Origin of the sequence: Agarivorans sp. 2_MG-2023 (assembly GCF_030548085.1) — a bacterium.
Lineage (GTDB): Bacteria > Pseudomonadota > Gammaproteobacteria > Enterobacterales > Celerinatantimonadaceae > Agarivorans.
This window is the reverse complement of the sequence record NZ_JAUORQ010000003.1, coordinates 175146-200259: the sequence shown is the minus strand read 5'-3', so window position 1 is coordinate 200259 and position 25114 is coordinate 175146. Positions and strand designations below refer to the sequence as shown.

The 25114-nt window shown below is 43.7% G+C and carries 23 protein-coding genes; 10 read left to right on the top strand and 13 right to left on the bottom strand.

The features are described 5' to 3' along the window. Positions 1–23: 23 nt before the first annotated feature. Positions 24–1034 (bottom strand): linear amide C-N hydrolase, encoded by a 1011-nt coding sequence (locus tag Q4549_RS05970; RefSeq protein WP_303550110.1) that lies wholly within the window; start codon positions 1032–1034, stop codon positions 24–26. A gap of 356 nt (positions 1035–1390) precedes the next feature. Further along, the gene (locus Q4549_RS05965; protein ID WP_303550107.1) at positions 1391–2407 is read right to left on the bottom strand and encodes a linear amide C-N hydrolase; all 1017 of its coding nucleotides are present in this window, start codon (positions 2405–2407) and stop codon (positions 1391–1393) included. Positions 2408–2579: 172 nt separating this feature from the next. On the opposite strand from Q4549_RS05965, the gene Q4549_RS05960 reads away from it, so the two are divergent. After that, the gene (locus Q4549_RS05960) at positions 2580–3455 is read left to right on the top strand and encodes a LysR family transcriptional regulator (RefSeq protein ID WP_303550104.1); all 876 of its coding nucleotides are present in this window, start codon (positions 2580–2582) and stop codon (positions 3453–3455) included. Positions 3456–3461: 6 nt separating this feature from the next. Here Q4549_RS05960 and Q4549_RS05955 read toward each other — a convergent pair whose 3' ends face one another. Next, positions 3462–4340, bottom strand: a complete 879-nt coding sequence (locus Q4549_RS05955) for a LysR family transcriptional regulator (RefSeq protein WP_303550101.1) — start codon at positions 4338–4340, stop codon at positions 3462–3464. A 145-nt stretch (positions 4341–4485) separates the two neighbouring features. On the opposite strand from Q4549_RS05955, the gene Q4549_RS05950 reads away from it, so the two are divergent. Together Q4549_RS05950 and Q4549_RS05945 are read left to right on the top strand one after the other, a co-directional pair. Next, positions 4486–5496 carry a linear amide C-N hydrolase gene (locus tag Q4549_RS05950; protein ID WP_303550098.1) on the top strand — a complete coding sequence of 337 codons (1011 nt, stop codon included), beginning with the start codon at positions 4486–4488 and terminating at the stop codon, positions 5494–5496. Positions 5497–5562: 66 nt separating this feature from the next. Continuing rightward, on the top strand, positions 5563–6024 hold the full coding sequence (locus Q4549_RS05945) for a nuclear transport factor 2 family protein (protein WP_303550095.1): 462 nt from the start codon (positions 5563–5565) through the stop codon (positions 6022–6024). Positions 6025–6132: 108 nt separating this feature from the next. Here Q4549_RS05945 and Q4549_RS05940 read toward each other — a convergent pair whose 3' ends face one another. Continuing rightward, positions 6133–7011 (bottom strand): LysR family transcriptional regulator, encoded by an 879-nt coding sequence (locus Q4549_RS05940; protein ID WP_303550093.1) that lies wholly within the window; start codon positions 7009–7011, stop codon positions 6133–6135. Positions 7012–7157: 146 nt separating this feature from the next. Here Q4549_RS05940 and Q4549_RS05935 point away from each other — a divergent pair, with 146 nt between their 5' ends. From Q4549_RS05935 to Q4549_RS05925, 3 genes are all read left to right on the top strand, one after another. Continuing rightward, complete coding sequence (locus Q4549_RS05935) at positions 7158–8240, top strand: linear amide C-N hydrolase (RefSeq protein ID WP_303550090.1); 1083 nt, start codon at positions 7158–7160, stop codon at positions 8238–8240. 439 nt (positions 8241–8679) lie between these two features. Further along, the gene (locus tag Q4549_RS05930; RefSeq protein WP_303550089.1) at positions 8680–9486 is read left to right on the top strand and encodes an SDR family NAD(P)-dependent oxidoreductase; all 807 of its coding nucleotides are present in this window, start codon (positions 8680–8682) and stop codon (positions 9484–9486) included. Positions 9487–9578: 92 nt separating this feature from the next. Further along, entirely contained in the window at positions 9579–9818 is a 240-nt protein-coding gene (locus Q4549_RS05925; protein ID WP_303550086.1) for a YdcH family protein, read from the top strand. A gap of 107 nt (positions 9819–9925) precedes the next feature. Here the strand turns inward: Q4549_RS05925 and Q4549_RS05920 are convergent, their stop codons facing one another. Beyond that, positions 9926–11278, bottom strand: coding sequence for a diguanylate cyclase (locus Q4549_RS05920; protein ID WP_303550083.1), 1353 nt, complete (start codon positions 11276–11278; stop codon positions 9926–9928). Positions 11279–11522: 244 nt separating this feature from the next. Here Q4549_RS05920 and Q4549_RS05915 point away from each other — a divergent pair, with 244 nt between their 5' ends. After that, positions 11523–12293, top strand: coding sequence for a ribonuclease H family protein (locus Q4549_RS05915; RefSeq protein WP_303550080.1), 771 nt, complete (start codon positions 11523–11525; stop codon positions 12291–12293). Positions 12294–12297: 4 nt separating this feature from the next. Continuing rightward, positions 12298–12657 carry a hypothetical protein gene (locus Q4549_RS05910; protein WP_303550077.1) on the top strand — a complete coding sequence of 120 codons (360 nt, stop codon included), beginning with the start codon at positions 12298–12300 and terminating at the stop codon, positions 12655–12657. Positions 12658–12727: 70 nt separating this feature from the next. Here the strand turns inward: Q4549_RS05910 and Q4549_RS05905 are convergent, their stop codons facing one another. After that, a complete protein-coding gene (locus Q4549_RS05905; protein WP_303550075.1) occupies positions 12728–14143 on the bottom strand; it encodes a PepSY domain-containing protein in 1416 nt (471 codons plus the stop codon). Between the two features lie 110 nt (positions 14144–14253). Next, positions 14254–14571, bottom strand: a complete 318-nt coding sequence (locus tag Q4549_RS05900) for a hypothetical protein (RefSeq protein ID WP_303550072.1) — start codon at positions 14569–14571, stop codon at positions 14254–14256. Positions 14572–15096: 525 nt separating this feature from the next. Between Q4549_RS05900 and Q4549_RS05895 the strand changes: the two genes are divergently transcribed. After that, positions 15097–17778 (top strand): nitrate reductase, encoded by a 2682-nt coding sequence (locus Q4549_RS05895; RefSeq protein ID WP_303550070.1) that lies wholly within the window; start codon positions 15097–15099, stop codon positions 17776–17778. A 94-nt stretch (positions 17779–17872) separates the two neighbouring features. Continuing rightward, positions 17873–19117 (top strand): EAL domain-containing protein, encoded by a 1245-nt coding sequence (locus Q4549_RS05890; RefSeq protein ID WP_303550067.1) that lies wholly within the window; start codon positions 17873–17875, stop codon positions 19115–19117. 41 nt (positions 19118–19158) lie between these two features. On the opposite strand, the gene glgC is transcribed toward Q4549_RS05890, so the two are convergent. The 6 genes from glgC to Q4549_RS05860 form a co-directional block, all read right to left on the bottom strand. Then, a complete protein-coding gene (gene glgC, locus Q4549_RS05885) occupies positions 19159–20412 on the bottom strand; it encodes a glucose-1-phosphate adenylyltransferase (RefSeq protein ID WP_303510809.1) in 1254 nt (417 codons plus the stop codon). A 336-nt stretch (positions 20413–20748) separates the two neighbouring features. Continuing rightward, the gene (locus tag Q4549_RS05880; protein WP_303550065.1) at positions 20749–21471 is read right to left on the bottom strand and encodes a transporter substrate-binding domain-containing protein; all 723 of its coding nucleotides are present in this window, start codon (positions 21469–21471) and stop codon (positions 20749–20751) included. A gap of 81 nt (positions 21472–21552) precedes the next feature. Further along, positions 21553–22095 carry an acyl-CoA thioesterase gene (locus Q4549_RS05875; RefSeq protein WP_303550062.1) on the bottom strand — a complete coding sequence of 181 codons (543 nt, stop codon included), beginning with the start codon at positions 22093–22095 and terminating at the stop codon, positions 21553–21555. 121 nt (positions 22096–22216) lie between these two features. After that, positions 22217–22783, bottom strand: a complete 567-nt coding sequence (locus Q4549_RS05870) for a NapC/NirT family cytochrome c (protein WP_137671762.1) — start codon at positions 22781–22783, stop codon at positions 22217–22219. Positions 22784–22832: 49 nt separating this feature from the next. Beyond that, positions 22833–24299, bottom strand: coding sequence for a multiheme c-type cytochrome (locus tag Q4549_RS05865; RefSeq protein WP_303550058.1), 1467 nt, complete (start codon positions 24297–24299; stop codon positions 22833–22835). Between the two features lie 103 nt (positions 24300–24402). Further along, complete coding sequence (locus Q4549_RS05860) at positions 24403–24954, bottom strand: NUDIX domain-containing protein (RefSeq protein ID WP_303550054.1); 552 nt, start codon at positions 24952–24954, stop codon at positions 24403–24405. Positions 24955–25114 lie beyond the last annotated feature (160 nt).

The window sequence follows — 25114 nt, the reverse complement described above, 5'->3', positions numbered from 1 at the left end:
CTTGTTCGTTGCTAAAAACAAACTTACTGTGTAACGGTAACGTCAGTGTACTCAGGAGTTAGACCGTAAATTGCAGTAGATGTGTACTTAACTTTAGCGAAATCAATCTTGTCTAGGTCAACTTTACGGATTTCCTGGTTGTCAGCAGTACGGAAGTAGTAATCTTTGTTGTTGATGTCTACAACGTTACCGTAACCCACCATTTGTGGGTCTGGAGATACCCATTCCCAGTACATAGTACCTGGAACAATTTCCATGTCGTTAAGTACTGCGAATGCACGTTCTACGCCGCTGTCACGCATGTCACCAGCTTTTTTGTTCTTCTCCATTGAAGCGAGAACAGTTGCAACGCGAGTGAAACGTCCGTCTGGACCTGAATCACGCTTGTCGAAGGTAGCAAGATCGTCGCCTTCACGTGCGTTCACTTCTTTGATGGCTGCATTAGCCATTTTAGCTTGAACTGGGTAAGAAGGATCGTTTGTCATAGTACCTAAGTCGTTTTCGTAGATAGTTGGGAAACCAGAACCATCAACGTATTCAACAACGATTGCACGCTTTGCGTCGCGGATGGCGAAGTGCATGCCAATAGTCATGTCGTGAGCAACTGCAATCGTTGCGGTTTCAACTTTAGTTTTCTTCAGCAATTCAACAGCTTCGTCTACTGACTTAGCGTTAGCTAGAACAAAACCAGTAACTTCAAGGTAGTTGATTTCGCCTTCGCCTTCAGCAACGAACTCTGACTCAACAAGTGCTAGAGATTCAACGTTAACACCGTGCTCGTTCAGACCTGAAGAAATCCACTCAGTTTGAGCGTGACGCATACCAACGAAACCTACATCGCCAGCCTTGCCATTGATTTTGTGACCTTGTGGAACTGTAACTAGGTGCTCACCCATGAAATCTGGTGCTTCCATTGAACGTGCAACGTAAGCGTTACCGTCCATTTCGAAAGTTGCGTATGAACATGCGTTGGCTACTTGAATTGTACCAAACGTTGCGGCTGCCATGGTTAGTGCTAATAGTGTCTTTTTCATAATGATACCCTTAGATAGTCAATAACCAACGCGTGTATTTCTGTTGGTTCGCTTTAGATGGTTCCATTATGAATTTAAATTTATCACCAACAAACTCGCATAAGGCACCCTTTTGTTGTTTATGAAATAAGTCACTTTTAGCGGCTGATTGAATATAGAAATTGAATGTAGCGGTTAGCGATAGAATTGAGGTAGTGATTGAACCCTGAGAACAGAGAACAGAGAACAGAGAACAGAGAACAAACAGAACACCAAGCTAAGAATGCCAGTGGAGTCATTGGCTGTGGGTTTTCTGCCAAAAACAAAAAAGCGACCCTAAGGTCGCTTTCGAATCAAACTAAGTTAGCTAGAAAAGCTTACTCAGATAAAGATACTGTTATCTCAGTGTATTGAGCAGGCTCAGAGTAGATGTCAGTCTGAGAATACTTAACTTTGCTGAAGTCAATCGAGTCAACGTCAACTTTACGGATTGTTGGGTTATCGATTGTGCGGTAGTAGTAGTCGTTGTTCTCTAGGTCAACAACGTTGCCGTAACCAACCATTTGCGGGTCAGGGCTAACGAATTCCCAGTACATAGAGCCAGTTACGATTTCCATGTCATTCAGGATAGAGAATGCACGAGCTAGACCGTCTTCGCGTGAATCGCCAGCTTTAGGGTTACGCTTGAACTCACTGTTAAGTACAGCAAGGCGAGAGAAACGACCAGTAGGGCTTGAATCAAGCTTGTCGAAAGTTTCAAGGTCTACAGCAAGGCGAGTGCCTGCATCTTTGATAGCTTTGTTAGCAGCTTCTAGTTGAACAGGGTAGCTTGGGTCATTTGTCATAACACCTAGCTCGTTCTCGTAGAAAGTTGGTTTGCCATCGCCAGTTGTGTATTCAACCACTACAGCACGGTCAGTATCACGAAGTGCAAAGTGCATCGGGATATCCATGTCGTGCGCTACAGCGATTGTAGTGTGTGAAACTAGAGTACCTTCAAGAAGTTTAACAGCTTCATCAACTGTCTTAGCGTTAGAAAGTACGTGGCTTACTACTTCAAGGTAGTTCACATCGCCTTCGCCTTCTGGAAGAAGCGTAGATTCACCAAGAGCAAGTGCTTCAACGTTCAAGCCGTGTTCGTTAAGACCTGAAGAAATCCACTCTGTATCACCGTGTTGCATACCAACGAAACCGTAGTCACCAGACTTGCCGTTGATTACGTGGTTTTGTGGGAACACTGTGAAGCGTTCTTGCATGAAGTCAGGAGCTTCCATTGAACGAGAAACGAATGCTTTACCGTCTACTTCGAATGTTGCGTAAGAACACGCGTTCGCTACTTGAATTGTACCAAACGTTGCGGCTGCCATGGTTAGTGCTAATAGTGTCTTTTTCATAATGATACCCTTAGATAGTCAACAACCAACGCGTTTTACTACCGCTGGTTCGTTTTAGATGGTGCTATTATGTATGCATTTTTTTAGTGACTAAACTTGCATAGTGCACCTTTTGGTTGTCTATGGCATGATGTGATGAGTATTCGGTGATGCTGTTTATAAGGTAGCCATAATGAATTTTTCGCTCGCACAATTAGAGGCTTTTGCTGCTACCTACGAGTCTGGCAGCTTTAAAGTGGCTGCTGAACGAATAAACAAGCGACGCCAAGTGATCACTAAACTGGTTTGCGCAATGGAAGAAAGTTGCAACGTAGAACTGTTTGAGCGAAAAACGCGCCATTTACAACCCACCGATGCCGCCCATAAGCTATTCCCTTTTGTAAATAGAGCACTAGTGGATAGTGGCAAGATACGCAGTACCATTCGGCGCTTTGAGTTAAAACCTGCTAAGAAACTGAGTTTGGGTATTGATAGCATGCTAATTTGCTCAGAATTGATTGACTGTTTCCAAGGCTTATTAGATGAGTTCCCTGAACTGGAACTTGATATTCATACTGGCAGTACGACTGAAGTATTTGATTGGTTAGCTGAAAAGAAAGTGGAGTTAGCATTACGCTTTTATCCTTTCTTTGATGAAGCCGAAGTCATTAAAGTGATGGCGTTTAACTTTGAGATGGTCAATGTTGCTTCTGCGAAATTGATTAATGACGGTGCGGTGCTATCAGAAGATGAACTGGCGCATATGACACAAATCGTCCCTAAATTTGTTTACCACTATCATCACCAAAAGCAGCATGTTTTCAGTGATAAAACCATCCAATCTAATAATTTGCAGCAGACTATCTCTATGATTGAAGCTGGCATGGGCTGGACAGTTGTGCCCAAGTTTATGGTGCAAAAGCAGCTAGAGGATGGCAGCTTTTCTAGCTTGATGATTGAAGGCTCTTCACCGATATTTTGGGCTGCAGAGTTGATTTATCTTAGTGAGGACGACTTGAGTTTTGCTGGCGATTCATTCATCCAGCAAGTGCAAGAAATTCAAATGTAGCACCGCTTAGAACGGTTCAATCTGTTGAATTTGCTGTATAAAAATATCGCCCGCTAAGCTTAGATTGTCGTCGTTTGAATAAATAATTTCGGCAGTCCACACCACAGGAACAGAGCCTTCGATGGAGAATTCAACTAAAGATTGATTCGCTAATTGTGTATGAATATTGAATTCAGGCACCACCGCCCAGCCCATTCCTGCCTCAACCATGGCTAAGGTGTTTTGCAAATTGTTAGAGGTGATCACTTTATCACTGATCACGTGCCCGTCAGCTAGCCCGTACTCGTAAACAAACTTAGGCACAATCTGTATTAGTCTTGATAAGTCAGACTTATTCATCACCGAACCAGAAGACAGTACGCTTGGGCTGGCAATGGATAGGGTTTTGAAATTGAACGCGCTCACTACCGTTAACTCATCTTCACTATTAAATGGCGATGCACGTAGCCCCATGTCAGCGGTTCCGTCTTTTACCCATTGAGCAACTTGGTCGGTATTGCCAGTTAATAAGGCTAAATCTAGCGTGGGGATCTCGTCCAACACTGCTTTATAGCTTTTAGTCACCACGTCACTGATCAGTAAACTGTCGATGGCTAGCGTTAAGCTTGAGGGTAAATCTTCATCAAAACTACTCAACATGGTGGAGATTTGGTCGGAATCGAGCAACACCCTTTTAGACAACTTATAAAGCTTTTTGGCCTCGTCGGTAACCTCTAAACGCCGAACGTGTCTTTCAAACAACAATACATCACAGCTTTCTTCTAGGGTGGCAACAAGCTTGGCAATGGCTTGGCTGCGCTTACCTGCTTTAATTGCGGCTGATTTAAAGCTGCCTGTTTCGTAGGTAAGTACAAAGGCCTGTAATTGCGCTAAGGAGAAGTCCATGGGTGAGTTCCTCGGTTTTTTAGCAAGTATAAACTACTTTTTGTTGTTTAATGGCGTTTTATGGATTGTTTTTTAGGGTTCATTATGTCGTTAACAAAGCAACATTGAATTCTAAAACCCAAATTATTTAGTCCAGGAGTCATCCATGAAAAAATCTATTATCGCTTTAGCACTTGCTGCAACGTCAGTTGTCGGATTATCAACTATTGCAGAAGCTTGCTCATACTCAACTATCACTGGTAATGAAGGTACTGTTTTCGTTAGCCGTACTAACGAACTACCAATGGAAACCGATGAAAACTTCATCATTGTTCCACGTGGCCATGAATTCCGTGATTCAACATCACAGTACGGTTTTGTTGGTATGCGTCACGGTGACACTGAAATGATTTCATCTGGCCTAAACGAGCACGGTGTAAGCATTGAATCACTAGGTTACTGGGGCGCTGAATACTCTGAAGATGAGAAAGCTGCAAAATCAACGTCACTATCTATCGTGTCAACGCTGCTTGGCAACGCGAAAACCACTGAAGAAGCGATTGAACTCGCTAAAAACACGCCAATCGTATATGAAGACATGAAGCAGTTTGACGGCGTAACGGTTGCATTCCACTACGCTATTACTGATGGTAAGCGTTCTGTTGTCATCGAGCACGTTGCGGGTGAAGCTGTTGTTTACGAAAACACTTTAGGCGTAATGACCAACGACCCAAGCTACCCAGAGCAAGAAGCAATGGCGAAAGAAGCTATCGCTAAAGTGAATGGCCGTGTAGATGACGATAAGGCTGTATTCCCTGGTTTCAGCACTAGCTCTGAAGATCGTTTCTCTCGTATTGCTGCACTTAATGCTGCATACAAAGTCGGTAAACCTGCAAACGATGCTCGTGACGAAGGTCTTAACCGTGCATTCTCACTACTAAACAACATGGAGCTAGTTTCTGGTTCTATGTACTGGGAATTCATCTCACCTAAGCCACAATTAATTGCTTACGGTAACGTTGTTGATATCGAAGATAAAGCGTACTACTTCCGCACCTACGACAACCCAATGATCAACAAGGTTGACCTGGACAACATCGACTTCAATACCGTTTCTTACTCAGAGAAATCTATCTACGGTACTAAAGCAAATTTCGTTGAATTCACTGCGAAATAAGTTTCACCAATAATCTAATCTTATAGAGGCGCTGTTTAGCGCTTCTTTTTTACAGGAGTGCAAACTATGAAATTCAAATCTGTATTTGCTTTACTACTTGCGGTTGTATCTTTTAGCTCACCTTTGGCACTCGCTAATGACGCCAAGCAACAAGTGCTGGATTCCGCACATACTATGTGGGAGCACGCACGTAACGCTCAACTTGAACGTATGTGGGACAACGCGCCAACTGATCACACCTACTTTGTCGCTGGTTTGCCACTTTGGTCAAAACAAGACACGCTTGGTACTTTCACTGCAATGTTTGAAGGCGTGACTCGTCAAGACATCGAAACCGTGCGTGAAGAGGTCACAATGTTGTCTGATTCGGCTGCGGTATATACGGCTGATATGACCTATACCCAGTATGATGCTCAAGGTACCGTGTTGGTTCCAACTTCGCCGTACGCCATGACTATTGTGTTTGTATTGCGCGATGGGCAATGGATGAATCTTCATTCTCATCAATCGTTTCCATCAGCTGAATAGCATTTAGTATTGCTATAAGTTGGCAGCTGAACGATATTGACTTGAGTTCAGCTGTGATTGAACACCTTGGACTTTTTTCCTGATTTCAGTGAACAAAAAACGGCTTAGCTAGCGATTATTAATCTGTTTCACTTCATCAATGAATAACTTCATAGCGGGATGAATAACACTTTGTTTAGCCCATATCACATCGGCATACCACTCGGAAATCGGCTGCTCATCTTCTTGATATAACACCACCTCATTCCGCTCCAATGCCTCTTTGCATACATAACTCGGCAAATGTCCCCAACCAACTCCTGCTTTAACAAGGTTAAGTAGCTGCACCGCACTGTTACACAGCATATAACGATGGCTCATTACATCGGCATCTCGCAAACCAATTTCATCCAAAAATGCCAAGCTCAATTGTAGTTTATCCATCAAGGCCTGATCGTTCATGGTATCAAGGGGTAATTGCCACTGTTTTGGCGCGATTCTATTTACCCCAAAACTAAACGCCCTTCGGATCGCTAATGTATCTATCTCTTGTAAGGTGCTGAACAACACCCCTACATCAGCCTGCTTTTGTTGCAACCAATGCGTCACCTGCATGGTGTCACCGTTGAGAACTTTTAAGTTCAAATACGGATAAGCCTGCACAATTTTGGCGATGGTGTTATCTAGCTCTACGCCCATTAAGGCATGATCAATAGCAATGGTAAGTTCATCAGGAATACCCTGTAACAGGCTATCAACTTTGGCATCAAAGTGCGCAGACTCTTTTAGCATTGCTAGCGCAAAGGTGTATAACTGCTCCCCTTTTGCGGTCGTCGCTAACGAGCGAGGTTGGCGAATAAATAGCTCCAGCCCGGTATCAATTTCTAAATTATTCACCTGCTCACGAATGGTAGAAACATGCTTACCTAATTGCCTCGCTGCTTGTGCAAAGCCTTTGCTTTCTACGGTCGCTACAAAGGCTTGTAACTGTTCCAGTGATGCTGCCATAACGTTTCCTTTGAAGGGGAATTACCTAGCCTAAGACGCTTTTAGATTAGCGAATAACGACGATAATAGCTACATCAAGCCAAATGGCTGCAGTGTTAAAGCATTAATCGACTCACTGATATGAGTTAACTTAGTTGAGGTTCAAAATGAAACATTTCAAATTAAACAAATTCGCCGTTGCAGCTATTGCTGCTGTATCAGTAATGAGCATGACTAAGGTAGCAAACGCTTGTTCACGTATGACTCTAGACACGCCACACGGTGTGACCACTGTACGCTCATTAGATTGGGGCGACCAACTAGGTAACGTAACCCAAGTTAACCCAGTCGGCATTCAAAATGTATCTGAAACTCCGAGTTACAAAAATGCGATGACTTGGACAACCAAGTACCACGCTGTTGCGCAAATGGAGTGGGATGTATTCGGTGGCGTTGCTTCTGATGGTATCAACTCTGAAGGTCTAGGTGCTTCTTTGCTGTACTTGTACGACTCACAAGAGTTCATCAAAGACTATAAAGACACTGGCGCACCAGCACTAAGCTTCCTAGATGTCATCCGTTATATCACTGAAACTTATGCAACCACTGAAGAAGCCGTTAACGCATTCAACAATAACGAATGGCAAATTGCTTGGGCTGACGGCCTACATGGTGCACAGCACGGCCTACACATCTCTATACAAGATAAGTCTGGCGATATTGCACTGCTGCAATTAAATGAAGGCGGCAAGATGGTTGTTCATCGCGGTGACGTAGCTTCAGATCTTCGTGTAATGGCTAACGCACCATTACAACAATATCACCGTGATTATGTCGCTAAAGTTGATTTAACTGACCTTGAGGCTAAAAATATCCCAACGTCAATTAGCTCTCTTGACCGTAACTTACGTGGTCTTTTCCACACCACTCATGTGAAACTTGACGATAAAACTAAGTCTTGGGCACAAACTCGCGGTAAGTTACTAAGCACTTTCAATTCAGGTAACTTGGTACTACAAGATCTAACTGACCCAGTAAACGGTGAAACATACGCATCTTGGACTCAGTTCGTTTACAACCACGTAAACGGTGACTTCTTGTTCACTAACTACGACACTCGCGCTTCAATCGGTTATAACTTCAGTGACACCACAGGTTTCACTGAAACCATGTGTGCTGATACCGTTAAGCAAGCTGAAGAAGGCCTAAGCAAGCCAGTATTCAGCGCATGTGAAAGTAATCATTTTTAACTAAATGAGCAGTAAAATCGATTTAGATAGTATTAACTTCGATACCGTGTCTTATTCAGCCAAGCCAATTTATGGCATTGAAGCAAGCTATGTGGAGGTGGCCGTTAACTAAACGCTGCTCATCTTGCATCATTTTTATTAAGCCAGCGTCTGCTGGCTTTTTTCATCATGTTCACTTTGTCATATCCAACATATTGCTTTGTTTTTCTGTGTAGGTTTAACCATAGCTTCTGTTCCACATGTCGCCTCAAACTCGGCGCAAGGCTTAAGCCAACAGTATCAGTGTTTTACTAAAAGGCTTGAGCGGTGGAGAAAGACATTATTAAGTATTTCTATAAACTGTTTAATGTAATCGCCTGATTATCAATTTCTCATACTGCTGCTAATCTTTAGCGCATTGAAGCAATATTGCTCCCAGCCTTATTTTAGGAATGTATCCATGCAAAAAACGATATTGATTACTGGCTCTACCGACGGCATTGGTTTTGAAACTGCAAAAATGTTGTTGGCTCAGGGGCATCAAGTTTTATTACATGGGCGCAATGCCACTAAATTGCAGCAAGTGGAGCGAAATTTGGCCGCTTCGGTAGAGGGGGCCAAGGTACAAGGTTACGTTGCCGATTTGTCTAACTTACCGGCTGTTAAGCAACTGGCTGAAGCGATTAGTCATGAACACCCCAAGTTGGATGTGTTAATTAATAATGCGGGTGTATTTAATGTTCCCAATGCCATGACCAAAGAGGGTTTAGACCTGCGTTTTGTGGTGAATACTTTTGCGCCATATTTGCTCACAACATTGTTGTTGCCCTTAATGAATGCGAGTGGGCGAGTGGTTAACTTATCGTCGGCGGCACAAGCCACGGTAAACCTTAATGCTTTAGCGGGGGAGGGTAAGTTGTCTGATGGTGAAGCTTATGCGCAAAGTAAGCTGGCGCTGACTATGTGGTCTCGCTTGATGGGACTGGCGCAAAAATCGCAGGGTCCAATGGTGGTATCGGTTAACCCTAAATCACTATTAGGTAGCAAAATGGTGAAAGATGCTTACGGTATCGCGGGTGGCAGTTTAAGCATTGGTGCAGACATTCTTTGCCGCGCCGCTTTAAGCGAAGAGTTTAACCATGCCCATGGCCAGTATTTTGATAATGACCTAGGCCAGTTCGCCTCACCTCATCCTGATGCCTTAAACGAGCAAAAATCTGAGGCCGTATTGGCGGCCATTGAAGCGCAAATTGCCAAGCTGGTGTAAGGCTTAGCAACTTATATCTTCGCTAGTTGTTCGATTCTTACGCTTTAAGCTAAGCTTTTAGTTTCTGTGGCCTTAATTTGAAAGGAGTTTTTATGTTAGGTGAAGATCATTCCTTAGTGAACGAGTTCCCTGAGTTTTTAGATACCATTACTGCTTTGGTAAAAAGTGACGCTGGTTTTGCTAAAGATACTAAGCATTACAATACTTTAGATAAAGAAATTAGAGTGCTTGAGCTGCAAGGTGGGCCGATTGATGATGAAGCAATGCATAAGCTAAAACATGACCGGTCAGTATTAAAAGATACGCTGTACCAACGATTGAAAAGTGCCTGAGTAGCTAACAGTGGGTCGATGGTATCTTTAATCGCCTGATAGGTGGTTATACCTAAAGTACTGTCGGCCCTTGGCCTATTTGCTGTGATAAACATTCCCACCTTGGTTTATTCTTTCCCCCCTCTTTTTTGTTGATACATGCTTTTGTCAGCGTCTGATAGCAGTTGTTTTACATTGGTTTCTTGGCCTTGATACAAGGTAAAGCCAACGCTTAAAGACGGTGAAATACGCTGTTCGTACCAAAGTAGGTCACTGGCTTCTACTGCTTGTTGAATTTTGCTGATGATCTTCTTCGCGCTGGTGTCATTGGTTATGCCACGCAGTACAACTACAAACTCATCTCCGCCAAATCGGGCAACGGTATCCGAGCCGCGAACATTTGCAATAAGTTGTGCAGATACATGCTTTAACAATTCGTCACCCGCTTCGTGGCCAATACTGTCGTTTACCCGCTTAAACCCATTTAGATCTATGTTGAGTAGGGCAAAGTTGTTGCGCACCATGCTTTTTGTAGTGAGCTCGTCCAATAAGTTGAGCACGTAACGCCGATTCGGCAGTTGGGTGAGTTCGTCTACCAAAGAGGCTTTATGAACTTGTTTATAATGCAAAAAGTGCAAAACCAGCATTAAGTAAACCAGCAGTGTGGCAATGCCGCCAATAGCGTTGGATAAATCTTTGGTTTCTTGAATGTGCTTAAGCTCATCAATATTGAATTTGGCGGCCATTAACCAACTGCCCGAGGGTAAGCGAATGATGTGCTCTACATCTGCTTGTGAGAAGGTTGACTCTTCACCATAAAAAACCTCGCCTGCTATACCGTCGATGGTGTGTTTTCTTAGTGAAATACTGGCGCCGTCAAATGTGTCTAAGCCGGTATCACTGATCATTTTTTGGTAATCCATCACTACACTCACGCCTCCCCAGTATTGTTTATTTACTGGGTAATCCGAAAAAATAGGATAGCGCGCAATTAAGCCAATTCCTCCCTGTACTAAGGGCAGGGGACCTGCGATATAAACCTGCTTCATTTGTTTGGCTTTTAATACGCTTTTTAGTTGTTCTGGCTTGGTTCTAAAATCAAGCCCAATGGCGCCTTCGTTGCCTTCAAGTGGGTAAACCATAGAGATAACATTGTTAGGAGCAATGCCTACATTTCTTACAAAGTTGGCTTTGCTGAGTAACTTTTGGGCAATGGTTTTCCAGTGATTGGTGGCTAGGTTAGGGTCTATGGTAACTACAGTGGCAAGGCTGTCGGCTAAATAGGTATCTTGAAAGATGTTGGCTTCAAACTTTGAACGAACAAGCGCTAAGTTTTTGCTGAGCACCGCCTCTACTTTTTCAGCTTCATGAGCCACAAAATATTGAGTGGCGAATTGGGTGCCCGCAATGGCTGCGCTAAAAAATAAAATAGACGATAAAATAAAGACCAAATTAGCTTTCTTTTGTAAGCCTACAAACACTGCATGTTGCTCTATGGGTTGTTTAAGATGTTTATACTTTAGCCTAAGGAAACTGCCTGTTTATAAACGGGCTTAAGTAAATAGTGAGTTTGTGATGTTTAACTCTAAGCAGATCACTTTGTTGCTCAAATTAGCAGCATAGTGAGCTAAATAGCGCAATGCAGAGCGGTGTATTGTCACTTAATCATTTCCTGCGCTGCGTTTGCTCGGTATATTAGCCAGCAAATAATCAAAAGAGTTCGTCATGGCTAAAAAGTATTACGTAGTGTGGCAGGGTCGCGAAACCGGCATATTTACCGATTGGCCTACCTGTAAACGACAAATCGATAAGTTTGCAGGCGCGAGATATAAATCCTTTCCTACACAAGCTGAAGCAGAAGCGGCGTTTGGCGGCAAAGCCCGTACTAGTGGTAGCTCAGGAGCTGCTGCGCCAGCAAGAAAACGTAGCGCCGGGCAAACGGTTAAAACTTATACCGCTGCCGAGATAGATAAACTGGCGGCAGAAGTGAAAATATTTACTGATGGCGGCTGTGAGCCTAACCCGGGTAAAGCGGGATCGGGCATTGCTTTGTATCGAAACAATAAAGTGGCTGAGCTGTGGTACGGTTTATACAACCCTATGGGTACCAATAATACTGCTGAGCTAAATGCCTTAAACCAAGCGTTAATTATGGCCAAACAAGAATTGGCCAATGGTAACCGAGTGGCTATTTTATGTGATTCTAAATATTCGATTCAGTGCGTCACCCAATGGGCGGCAGGCTGGAAGAAGAAGGGGTGGAAAAAAGCTTCTGGTGAAATTAAGAACTTAGCACTTATTCAAGAAATGTTTGAACGCCACCAAGAGCTAAAAGACAAGATTCAGGTGTTACATGTTAATGGTCACGTGGGGGTTGAAGGGAATGAGTTGGCCGACCGTATGTCAATTCATGCTATCGCCGAGAAAGACCCGCAGTTTTGTGCTTACCCTCAGCCAATTGATTTAAAAGCTATTTTAGCTTTGCGCGCGGGGTGATGTAATGGAAAACACGCAAGCAAAATCGCTCAGCGAGCAACGTTTAGTCAGTCTTTCTGATGTGGCTAACTTGGCGCATTTTCGTATTCAGCAAGATTTTAAAGATATTGACCCGGTGATTGGCATAAGCCGTAACATGCGAAAAAATGGCGTGCCAGCAGATATTATGACCATTGATTGCTTAAAATCAGGCAAGCGAATTATTGTGGTTTTGCATGACCAAGATCCCGAGCAAGTGTCTTATCAGTTCTCGTATAAAGACCAAGACCCTGCTGGTGAGTTTTCAAGTTTGGCTAACGCTGATCTGTCTGAAGCGGTTTTTTATGAATGGATAAAAACTTATTTCACTCCTGCTAATGAGTGAGTGATACATGAGAGCTTAAAGGCCAGAGCGAACAACGGTTCACTCTGGCTTTTTTATGTCTTTAATTTACCTAATCTGTTAACCGTTTCAGCACTGGTACACGAGATAGTAAGATAAAATCTAACAGCAGTACGCTAAGCAAACTGATGCCTGCTAAGGGGAACATGAGCGATACAGCAATCATTACTAGGCTGGCAGATTTCCACAATGGCAGGTTTTGTGGCAGCGGTGGCGCAGCAAGATTCAGTGCTCCTTTGGGCCTACGTAACCACCACATCACCACCCCCGATACCGCAATAAAGATAAAGGCTACACACAGTAAAGTGTTGGCAATAACATTTGCTAGTCCCATATCACCTTGGTGAAGCGCAATGCCTGCAGCCATAAATTTAGCCATTAGGCTGTAGTCTGGCCAGGCGGCTTCAGCCAGAACTTCACCGCTGTATTGGTCTATATGGGTGGTTCTATCTTGGGTGGCGTCGCTAATATCACCACTCATGGTATTGGCCGAAACGGTAAAAACACCTGTCTCAGAGCTAGGAAAGTTAACTCTGAATCGGCTAAACCCATTGGCTAAAGCAAAGTTTACCACCTGATCGATATTCAATGAGTTAGCTGCATGTAACGTATTGAGCTGCGCCTTCGAGTTGGGCATTGGGGTTTGCTCTAAGTTCCAAGCTACCTCTTTGCTTTGGCTGTGGTTCATGCTGCTGTGGTCTACTTCAGATAGCGGTACATTGTCCCACTTTTCTGCAGGAAAACTGTTCCACGGTTGTACGAATCTGCCGCCCCAAATACCGGCCCAAGATAAGCCAGACACCAAAAATAGCAGCAAAAATAAACCTGTAATAACACCGATGTTGGCATGTAAATCACGCCACAATAGCCTTTTCCCGCTATTGAAACGAATTTTTAGAAAGCCCGCTTTACTGGCTTTGTCTCTTGGCCACCAAAGATATAAACCGGTGATTAGCAATACAATGCTTAGGCTGGCAGCTATTTCAATTAGCCTGTCTCCTGTATCACCAATGAGTAAAGTGCCATGAATATCGTTAGCTAGGCTGTACCAGCTTTCATCTCGATTTATTTCGCCTAATACCTCTGCGGTATAGGGATTAACGGTGATAAATAAAGCCGCATCACTTTGGTTTGAAATGGCAAAACGGCTGGCTTTATCTGCGGTTGGTGGAGTGAGGTATTGTTTTACTGCTGCATTGGGATATTGCGCTGTTACTGCAGCCAATTGTACCGAAGGGGCCAGCGGCGTTGTTTCAGGTTCTATATTTATAATTTGCGAGTATTCAGCTTGTTCAATGGCATCGTCGTAAAGCATGACTAACCCAGTTAGCGATAGCATAATTAGAAATGGCACCACAAATAGGCCGGCGTAAAAATGCCAGCGCCAGGCCACAAAATAAAATAACTTTGGGTTTTTAGTTGTGGTTTTTAGTGGTGTTTCAGTCTGTATAGCAGGTTTGCTTAACATGACATATATCCTTTACATAGCAGCCAAATAGCCTGCTTACACCTTTGATTTGTTATAAAAAAAGGCGCAAATACACACTATTCAGATTACTTATTAGTGACTAAATTGGTTTAGAAAAAAGTATCAGTAAAGACTGTTGTGGGAGGTGAGCGTGGGCTTTGCACTAGGTAACGCGTATTACTGGTTTCCAGCCAATAGCTTGGGGTAATGGCCACTAAAGCAAGCAGTTGATACAGCGAATGGGTAAACGCCGAATGTCCAACAGTGCTGAACTGACTTAAAGAACAATGATTGCCTTTTGAGGAATGCGGTGAGTTGTCGCTGGCACCTTCTACTTGAACCAGTTTAAAGCCACCTAAAGTACAAATAGACTGCCAAACGCCAGCACTAGAGCTGTGCGCGTTAATCACTGGCATAAGGGTAATCAACAGCCAACTGCATAACCAGGCTGATAGTACCCAATGTTTAATATTTGTACGTTTTATGTTGGCTCATCCCTGAGGCGTAGCAAATTTAGTACTTGCTGAAATACCACTGTTAACTTAGTTGGTGATCTTATTTAACATTTGCTTATTTGCAAGCAGATGTCGCAATAAAATTGTCAAAAAGGTGAATAGAAGTCACTAAGGGGTAAGCAGCAAGTGTAAAGCTGCAGTGTTTGAGAAAGCCGAGCAACGTAAATGTAGGCCTATATTGCAGAGCTTTAGTTGGTAAAGCGGGTTTGCTTACACATTCAAGAAGGCTCAAATTCGGGATGTTTCGCACCAATCGAGTGCAGGGTTTATCTCAGACTGTTTTTTTGAGGGGGTTTTAGCGCCAATATCTGCTTTTTCTACTCCTTAAGTAATAGGTTTTTTAGCGCTTTTTGTTGGTTCATCTCTTGCTATGTATTCCTTATAAAACGCGGGCGAAGAGCATCGACTCGCGAATGAATACGGTGAGGAGTATACAGCGTGTCTCAACAGCAATCTCAACAATGGATTAAAACCACCTGCCCATATTGTGGCACCGGGTGTGGCGTAGAAGCGAAGGTAGCGAGTAACGGAACGGTTGAAGTGAGAGGCGACCAAGCCCACCCTGCAAACAGTGGTTTGCTTTGTTCAAAAGGCTCGGCTTTAGGCGAAACAGTGATTAAAGAAGGGCGCTTGCAAAGCGCTTACATTAAAGGTCATAAAGAGTCCCTAGATAAGGCGCTAAGTTATGTGGCCTCTCGCCTAAGCCAAACTCTTGCCGAACATGGTCCTGAATCTGTGGCCTTTTATGTATCCGGTCAATTGTTAACCGAAGACTACTATGTTGCCAATAAGCTAATTAAAGGCTTTATCGGTAGCTCAAATATCGATTCTAACTCGCGGTTATGTATGTCTTCAGCGGTGGCTGGCCACAAACGTGCTTTTGGTGAAGACATTGTTCCTGGAAGTTATGAAGACTTAGAACATGCTGAATTAGTGACCTTAGTGGGGTCTAACCTCGCTTGGTGTCATCCCATCGTTTATCAGCGTTTAAAGCGCGCTAAGCAAGCAAATCCCAACTTAAAGGTGGTGGTGATCGATCCGCGTCGTACCGACAGTTGTGACATTGCCGATTTACATCTTCCCTTAAATGGCGGCACCGATGTCGCTTTGTTTAATGGTTTGCTCGCATATTTGAGTGAGCACGGAAAACTGGACGCCGAATACATTGACCAGTTTACCGAGGGTTTTGAAAACGCAGTGGCGAGTGCCGTAGAAGATGCAGGTGATTTACCCGCGCTAGCCAAAACGTGCGGTGTTGAGCCCGAAGCTCTGCTGCGTTTTTTCCAGTTGTTTGCCGACAACCAACGCTGTGTAACCGTATTTAGCCAAGGGGTGAATCAAAGTAGCCAAGGCGTAGATAAAGTTAACGCGATTATTAACAACCACTTAGCAACCGGAAAAATAGGCAAGTTGGGTGCTAGTGCATTCTCTATTACGGGCCAGCCTAATGCCATGGGAGGGCGCGAAGTTGGAGCGCTATCTAATTTATTAGCAGGGCATTTAGATTATGTGCCAGAGCATTTGGCGGCGTTATCGCAGTTTTGGAAAACCGATACTCTTAGCCAAAAGCCAGGTCATAAAGCGATAGACCTCTTTGAAAAAGTGGGCAGTGGTGAGATTAAAGCAATATGGATAATGGGGACTAACCCAGCGGTAAGCTTGCCTGAATCGACAAAGGTGAGAGAAGCCTTACTCAACTGTCCCTTAGTCGTCGTGTCAGATTGTATTGCTGAAACAGATACCACCCGTTACGCCGATGTTCTTTTACCAGCAGCAGGTTGGGGGGAACGTGATGGCACGGTAACCAATTCTGAGCGAATGATTTCTCGCCAGCGTGCGTTTGTTAAAGCTGAGGGTGATACTAAGCCCGATTGGTATTTGCTGAGCCAAGTGGCTAAAAAAATGGGCTTTGCTCAAGCCTTTGATTTTCAAAGTTCTGCTGACATTTTTAGTGAGCATGCAGCCTTATCGGGGGTATTAGCCGATGACAGTAAACGAAAATTCAATATCAGTGGTTTGAGTGGTAAAGATCAACAGGCCTTTGATGAAATAGAGCCACAACGTTGGCCTATTACCGCTGACAAAAAAGCTGCTAACCGCAGTTTATTTAGCGACGGCCGCTTCTCGACCGCTTCTGGCAAAGCGCAACTTATTGCGGTAACTAACCAAACTACTCAGCAGCCACTGAGCCAAGCGTTCCCGCTGGTACTCAATACCGGTCGTGTGCGCGACCAATGGCATACCATGACACGCACAGGTTTGGCGCCGCAGTTAAGCAGTCACGCTTCAGAACCGTTGTTAGAGGTTCACCCACAAGATGCTGCTAACCAAGGTTTATGTGATGGTGACGTAGTGAGCCTAAGCAGCCAAGTAGGGGCGCTTAAAGTACGTTTAAGTATTAGTGAAGGGCAAAAACCTGGGCACTTATTCATGCCTATTCATTGGAACGCACAATACTCCAGTGATGGCTTAGTTAGCCAAGTGGTTGATAGCTCAGTTGACCCCATTTCTGGTCAGCCCGAGTCGAAACATACGCCCGTAAAATTAAGCTCGTGGGACTATGTCAGTGAAGCCGTATTACTAACGGCAACTCCATTAACAAAGCAGCAATGCCAAGATTTACCCGCAGACTATTGGGTAAAACAAGGCTTGGGCGATGGGTATTTATACCGTATTGCCGATACTAGCCAAGCGGTGGAGTTAGCCAGTAAATTGAAGCAGTTTTTGCTCACCAATAGCAAGCTGCAAAGCCTCGATTTTGCTGATACCGAGCAACAATGTTACCGTTCAGCCTTAGTGATTGAAGGTGAGCTGTTCTCAAGTTTTAGTGTTACTGCCAAAGGCCAGCTAAATGCGAGTTCTTGGTTAGAATCATTACTACAACAACCTATGTCGGACAATATTCGCCGAGGCGTATTAGCGGGCACTAGCCCAGCTCCTGATTTGGGTAAAATAGTTTGTTCTTGTCATCAAGTGCGTGAGCAAACTATTGCCGATGTTATTACCGAACATGCTTGCGAGAGCGCCGACCAGGTGGGTAGCCATTGCAAGGCGGGTACTAATTGTGGATCATGTGTACCAGAAATCAAACGTATGATAAAAACAGTTACCGTGGAGTAGCGACTAAGCTATTCATAAATAAGCGTAAATTGTCGCTACGGTTTGCGCTTATTTTTTACGATAGCTTTTTCTCAACACTTCAAGGATGAGGGTATTGGACAATATTAGTCACAAGGTTGTGAGTATCAAATCGGCGATAAAAGCCGAAGATCGTCCGCTGTTAAATCCGCACCATTACTATCCGCATTTTCAGCCGATTGTATTTTTGCCTACCGGTAAAATTGCCGGCTACGAAGCGCTAGCCAGAACGCATAACAAAAATGGCAAGGTAGTGAGTGCCGGTGAGATTTTTGTTAACAGCCAATATTCCTTGAGTAATCGCCGAGACCTAGACCGCTCCATTCGAAAAAATGCCTTAGAGCAATTTGCTAACTCGGTGCAGGACGGTTTCCTCACCATTAACATTGTGCCCGACTGGGTCGATATGCTGAGCAGTAAACTGTGCACCCCCACCATTTCAATGATAGATGAAATAGGTATTGACCCAGCTCGCGTAGTGATCGAAATTACTGAAGCTAGCGGTAACGTGGATAATTTAAAGCGAGTAGTGAAGGCTTATCATCAAGCGGGCTTGAAAGTGGCCATTGATGACTTTGGTGCCGGCGCGTCACAGTTAGACCGTATTATTGCTTTAGAACCAGACATTATTAAATTAGACATGCGTTTGTTTAAAAATGCCACTCGAGGAGGCTTGCCTGCCGACGTGGTATTGTCGGTTTCTGATTTGGCGCAGCGCGCTGGATGTGAGCTAATTTGTGAAGGCGTAGAAACTGAGCAAGAGTTTCACTTTGGCGTAGAATGTGGCGCTAAATACATGCAAGGTTGGTTGTTCCACAAAGCTGATCTTAATTTTCTAGCCCCGGATCTTAGCCAAGACAAAGTAAAAGACTTACTCGCGAGTTATTTAGACCGAAAGAGTCTGAAAACGCTGGAAACCGTTAGGCACAATGCCGAAGTAAAAACCAGTGTGCTAGCCTTGAAGCACTCCCTACAACAATTGCAATCTACGGTGAGCTTAGCTGCACAATTGATGCAAGCAGGCATCCTTAGATACTTTCTTTGTAAAACCGACGGTACCCAAATTTCGCCTAACTTCGATGTCAATCAGCAAGGCATTACTGAAGATGAGCAATTTGTGGGTTTTAATTGGAGCTTTAGGCCTTACTTTCATGCTTTGGTGGCGTTGGATGCGGTAAAACCTCAGCAGTTAATATTGTCGAAAATTTACCGAGATTCAAGCAGCCATATAATGTGTAAAACCTTTAGCACTTACTTAAGTAATGACGTGGTGCTGTTGGTGGACTGCAAGGTAGAAGACGACACTTTATTTGTTGAATAAACAGCACTAGCAAACTTAACGGTTTGCTAGTGCTGAATAATTTATTTTAGCATTTCACAAGCAACGAGTATTACCCCGCCCTTAGATACAGTGAAACGGCGGCGGTCTTCTTCTTCGTTATAACCAATCACCGTGCCGTCTGGCACTTCGCAGTCTTCAGCAATAATTGCTTTGCGAATTTTACAGTTTTTACCAATGCTACAACCATTGAGTGCGATCACTTGGTCAAGTTCGGTATGCTCTTCCACTCGCACGTCTAGCGAGAGCAACGAACGATTTACCTTAGCTCCAGAAACAATGGTACCCGCCGATAGTAGCGAATCTGTAGCGTAACCGCGGCGGTCGTCTTCGTTAAATACAAACTTTGCACCCGGACGCTGTTTTTGATCGGTGATGATTGGCCAGTCGCGGTCGTATAAATCAAGCTCTGGATCAGGGTCGACTAAATCCATATTTGCAGCAAAGTATTCGTCGATATCACCTACATCACGCCAGTAAGCGGTGCGGCCTGGGTGGCCTTTATCTGCAAATACATAACCATAAACTTTACGGTTCTTAATCATGTTTGGAATAACGTTGTGACCAAAATCATGAGAGTAACCAGGGGTTAGCAAGCCCTGACGCAGTTCATCGTCTAATACGTCCATGTTGAAGATATAAACGCCCATAGACACTAGCGCCAGCTCAGGATTGTGAGGGTCTGATTTGGGATTTTCAGGCTTTTCCTCAAAATCAACAATTTGTCCTTCGCTATCTAAACCCATTACGCCAAATGAAGAAGCTTGAGAAAGTGGTTTGCGAATACAGGCTACCGTTACATCTGCGCCGTTTTCAGCATGAAAGTTAATCATGCGTGAGTAGTCCATTTTGTAGATATGGTCGCCACCTAGAATCAATACTCGGTCATAATGCTCATGGTCAATAATATCGAGGTTTTGATATACCGCATCGGCAGTGCCGCGATACCAGTTTTCGCCAGTACGCTGCTGAGCAGGAATAATGGATACACGCTCATTAAGTGCAGGATTGAGAATTTGCCAACCAGATTGAAGATGCATGATCAAGTCGTGAGCCATATATTGAGTGAGTACTCCAATATTTCGTACTCCCGAGTTGATGCAGTTAGATAAGGTGAAATCAATAATGCGGTACTTGCCGCCAAAAGATACAGCTGGCTTGGCAACTTTGTTGGTGAGTTCTTTTAAACGAGTGCCTTTACCTCCAGCAAGAACTAAAGCAACAGAACGTCGAACTAAGCGGTTACTAGAAGTATGGGAATAGCGGTTTTCGGACATATCGAAAATTTCCTCATGGGCGTGATTGAATGACTATGATAGCGTTTTCATGCTGAATGTAACTGTCATTTATGACAGTTTTGACCCTTTTCTTTTATTAGTTAACTAAATTAAAGATGATATTTCTATAAAGTGATCTGATACATGTCTTTAAGCCTTAATAACACAGACGGTGTTGCTAGTTTAAGCTTGTGTGATTAATAAACTGTTAATTTTTTGTTATGCGCAATAAGGCTGAAAATTAGCAAGTAAACTGTAAAAAATAAGCGCTTTTTTTTAATTGTAATACCAAAGCGATATTTTCACTGGTTTAGCCAGTTTGGCTATTGCTATCGCTCACTCGGAGTCTTTAACTCGCTGATCATTGAGTCGCTTTAAACCAAGATTAAACTGGTCGCGTAACGCTGCTTGATGAAAACCTAATAAGCGAGGGGAGGGTTCAAAAATAGTATGAAAGCTAACCTTTTTAACGGGCTTTTTTTGCTTTAATCGTTGCTTGTTTAAGTAAGAGAATATGCGTTTATCTATAATGATTACATCAACTTGACCGCGATATAAACGTTCTAGTTGAGCATGTTGATTAGCTACTTCTGTATAGGACTTAGCGTGGGAAACAGCGTTAGCATATTGTTCGCCTAAGTACTTTTTCGCATTTTGAAAAGCCAGTAGTTTGTACTTAGCAAGCTGACTAATCTGTTGTAAATCTACATCTTGCTTACTCAGGCTAATTGCTACGTTGTGATAAAAGATCACGGGGTCGGAGAGAAAACTATGTTGAACAGTATTGGGGGCATTAACAATGGCATCAACCGCTTGTTGTTTAAGCATCTTTTCGGCGCGAATATTTGAGGTGAAAATAACCTGATCGACCTGATGTCCGGCTAACTCAAAAGCCTGTTTGATGATGTCTAGTTGAATGCCTGATTGGCTATTTTTAATAATGTAAGGTGGGATCGACTTGCTAGTGGCGAGAGTAATCGTTTTAGCTTGTAAAGTGCCACTCAGTAGGCCGCTGCTGAGAATGAACGCTAAGGTGAGAATGATATTGAGTGGCAACATAGCAAATCCAAAAAACGATCCCTTCTCAAGTATGGCAGAAAGGATGGTTTTTTCATTTGACTCTGTGCGTCGCAGAACCTCTTAAGCTAAAGCGGGTGACTCTTGTTTTTTAGTCGACAGCAGCTGCTTCCAGTGAATCACGCGCAAAGGCAGCTCTGGCGATGCCTCGGTATAGTCAACCAAGCCGAGTAATTCACTCATTGGCACTGGCTTTTTACCTTTTAAAAATACTCCGCGCACCAGTATGCTGGCATATAAGGTTCTATTGGCAATAAAGCGATGTTCAAAATACCAATATTTCTCATCCCAACCTAATAATTTGCTATGAAGTTCAATTTTGCTCATGGGTTTAATTGGGCGAATATAGGTGACCGATTGCGCGTTGACCACGCCTAGCCAACGTTTTTGTAGGGCGACTGATCCCAATTTGGTTTTGAGCATCATGTCGATGCGACCTAAGTCCCCAAAGCTAAAGTAGCGAGAGTTAGTGAGGTGCATATTTGCATCACAGTCTAAGGGCAATGCACGTAGCGAAATAACAAAGTCGTCGGTAGGATTTTGATGGGTTTTGCTGCCAAGCCAATGGCGGATAAACATGCTTAACAAGCGAAAATAGTGATTCATTGGATACTTAGTTTACTTTTTACAAATTTTTAACACACGAGGTCGGATGAGTAAAGGGGAGAAAGAAAAGTCTTCCAAGCTGATGCTCGGAAGACTTAAGTCTATTTAGCTAGTTATAGTGTTATTCTATAACGATACGCTTATGGGTTAAGCCTTGGTGGCAGTCTACGCAGGTTTCTCCACGTGCCGCAATTTGCTGGTGATTTAAGCGAGCACGTTGTGGCTGAGTAGATAGATCAAAATTATCCCCTTGGTGGCAATGTCTGCAGTTGGCTGAGTCATTAGCTTGAAAATCTCGCCATACCGTCTCAGCAAGTGCCGGTCTATGCTCCTCAAAGTTTTCCTTGGTAATGGTGCCTACCATCATGTGGTAAATGTCGGCGGTGGCGGCAATTTTAACTTTGAGCATCTCAAAATAAGGGTGGGGTACATGGCAATCTGCACAAGTAGCGGCGATATTGCTACCGTCTCCATAGTGACTTGATGCTTTGTACTCCTGCACTATCGTATCCATTTTTAAATGGCAGCTAAAACAAAACTCATTAGTGCTAGATAATACTAAGCTGCCTTGCACTGAAGCCAAGCCCAGTACCAACACAAATACACCAATGGGTATGCCTATAATGAGTGGTTTTTTGAGCCAAGCCCAAAGCCGTTGCCACCGAGTTGCCTGCTGTTTATTTGTCATATCAGCATCCTCTTTAATAAGGCGGGAGCATTGCTGCTCCCCCTAGTGGCTATTTGCTTTCACTCAAGTAGCGAGCTTTAAAGGATGCTTGCGCTTCTTTACGCGCTTTTTTCACCTCTTCGGGCTCATTGCCGCTAAACCAAGCGTGCTCTGGTCGGTCGAGAATTTCTGCCAGTATTGCACGGGCTTTTTCTGCACCTTCGCTATTGCCTGCGTGCTCTGCTTTTTCTACTGTTTCTAGGAACTGAGGAACCAGTTCAATATAGAAACGCTCTGCGACTTCAAACATACCGTGCCATTGAACGTAGTCGGGTGCTTGCATCGCTGCGCCGTGGCGAGCGCGGCGACCTTCGTGGTGCCATAGGTAGAACCACGTCCACTCTATCTCTTCATCAAAGGCTGTTTCGGTAAGCATTTTCTCGCTCTTCAGTATGTCCATCAACTCTTTACCGGGGCGAGCGAACTTGTCGTTATATAAGTTAACTAATGAGTCGAACTGCTGGTAGAAATTATCAACCATCGACTTGGTATGGCAAGATTCACATACATTCATCATGTCGCCACGACGAGCTTCCCAAGATTTAACTTCCTTGCCTTGAGCTTTCGCTTTGGCGTCAATCTTCTCAGAAATGGCTGGGCGTAGTGTCCAAGATATTCTATCTCCTACATCGTGAGTTACTGGAAGCTCACGGGTTGCCGACATATGACAAGTGGCGCAGGTTGGCGCTGCATCGTAGTCTTCACCCACTATCCATTTGGCTGAATCTAAGTTCATTCGATTTACATTGGCGTAGAAGTTAATACCGTGTTTCGATTCTTCATAGATTTCTTTTTGTGGATGATCTGGGCCTAAGTGACATTTACCACAGGCTTCTGGTCGGCGAGCTTGCTCCATGGAAAATTCGTGGCGTTGGTGACATGCCGTACAAGCCCCTAAAGAGCCATCTGGGTTAATTCGACCAATCCCTGTATTTGGCCAAGTAGTAGGGTCTAAGTCGCCGTTTTCTAATACTTTTACTTCTGAACCATGACACTGCCAGCAGCCATTTACTGCAGCAGGTGATTGGCCGTTAAAGGTGAGTGCGCCTTCTACCACTTCTGCGAGGAAGTTATCTAAAGAGCCGATAATTTGAGCTGCCTTAGCGTGATGACTTTTGGCAAATTCATCCACTTCTTGATTGTGGCAAGTGGAGCAATCTTTAGGTGAGACAATAATAGCAATGGTTTGGCCTTCGTGGGTAATGGCGTCTTTATCTTCAGGGCTCGCTTGGTGGCATTCATAACAGCCAACATTAGCACCATAGTGTTTAGAGCGCCCCCACTGGGCGTAAATGGAAGGATTTTTCTCTTTATGACAAGCGGCACATTCGGCGCTTTCCGTACTGAGTTGTTTAAATGGTTTAAGCACTAAGGCTTTAGGTTCTGCGCTAGTGGCAAATGACATTACCAAGCACAAGGCTGCTGCCAAAGTAAGAATGGCAGTGATAAAACTAGAACTACGGGGATGGTTGTCCATATTGGTACCCTCTGTGGCTTCCTGCTAGAAGTTCTTTCTGTTTGCTTTTTAAGCAAATTAACCTTAGTAGATATATGGATAAAGGAGGGCGATCTAAATCAATTTAATGTGAATTATTTGTAAACTGTTGCGGACGGTTTTTAACTAAATCATTAAGTCCTTGATTAACAGAACTAAAAGCAATGTTGTTAAAAGGCAGCTTTTTAAGAGGGTACCATTGCAAACTGGCCACATCGTCTTTGGCGTGTAGATTAGGTTTGTGGCTTAACTGGCAAATAAAGAAAGCATCGCAGGTATGATACAGCACCTCGTTATAGCGATATTGATTGGCATAAGAACCAAAGTACTGCAGTTGTTGGCTTGTAATGAGTAAACCTAGCTCTTCTTCTAGCTCTCTTTGTAGGCCTTGTTCTAGGCTTTCATGGTATTCAACAAAACCGCCCGGTAAATCCCAACATCCCTTTTTAGGATTAATCGCCCGTTCTACCAGTAATAGCTCTTGCTCAACAATGATCAGTGCTCCCGCGGTGGAAGCCATATTATGAAAATAGCTAAATTGACACTGCTGACAAGCCCACTGTTTAGCATCTCGCTGTTTTAAGCTAGTTTGGCCACACTGAGGGCAAAAACGAGGAGTAGGCAGGTGAATACTCACTTTCTAAGACAATTTGATTGATAGTAGCGAGCTTTATTAGCGATGAAAAGCCCTGTCTATTTGATAAGTTTTATCTGGTGAATTTTACGTTTAAAACAGTGAGAAGGTTTATGAGATGAAGGTTTTTACCGTTTAACTTTCTGATTTTTGTTTGGTTTTC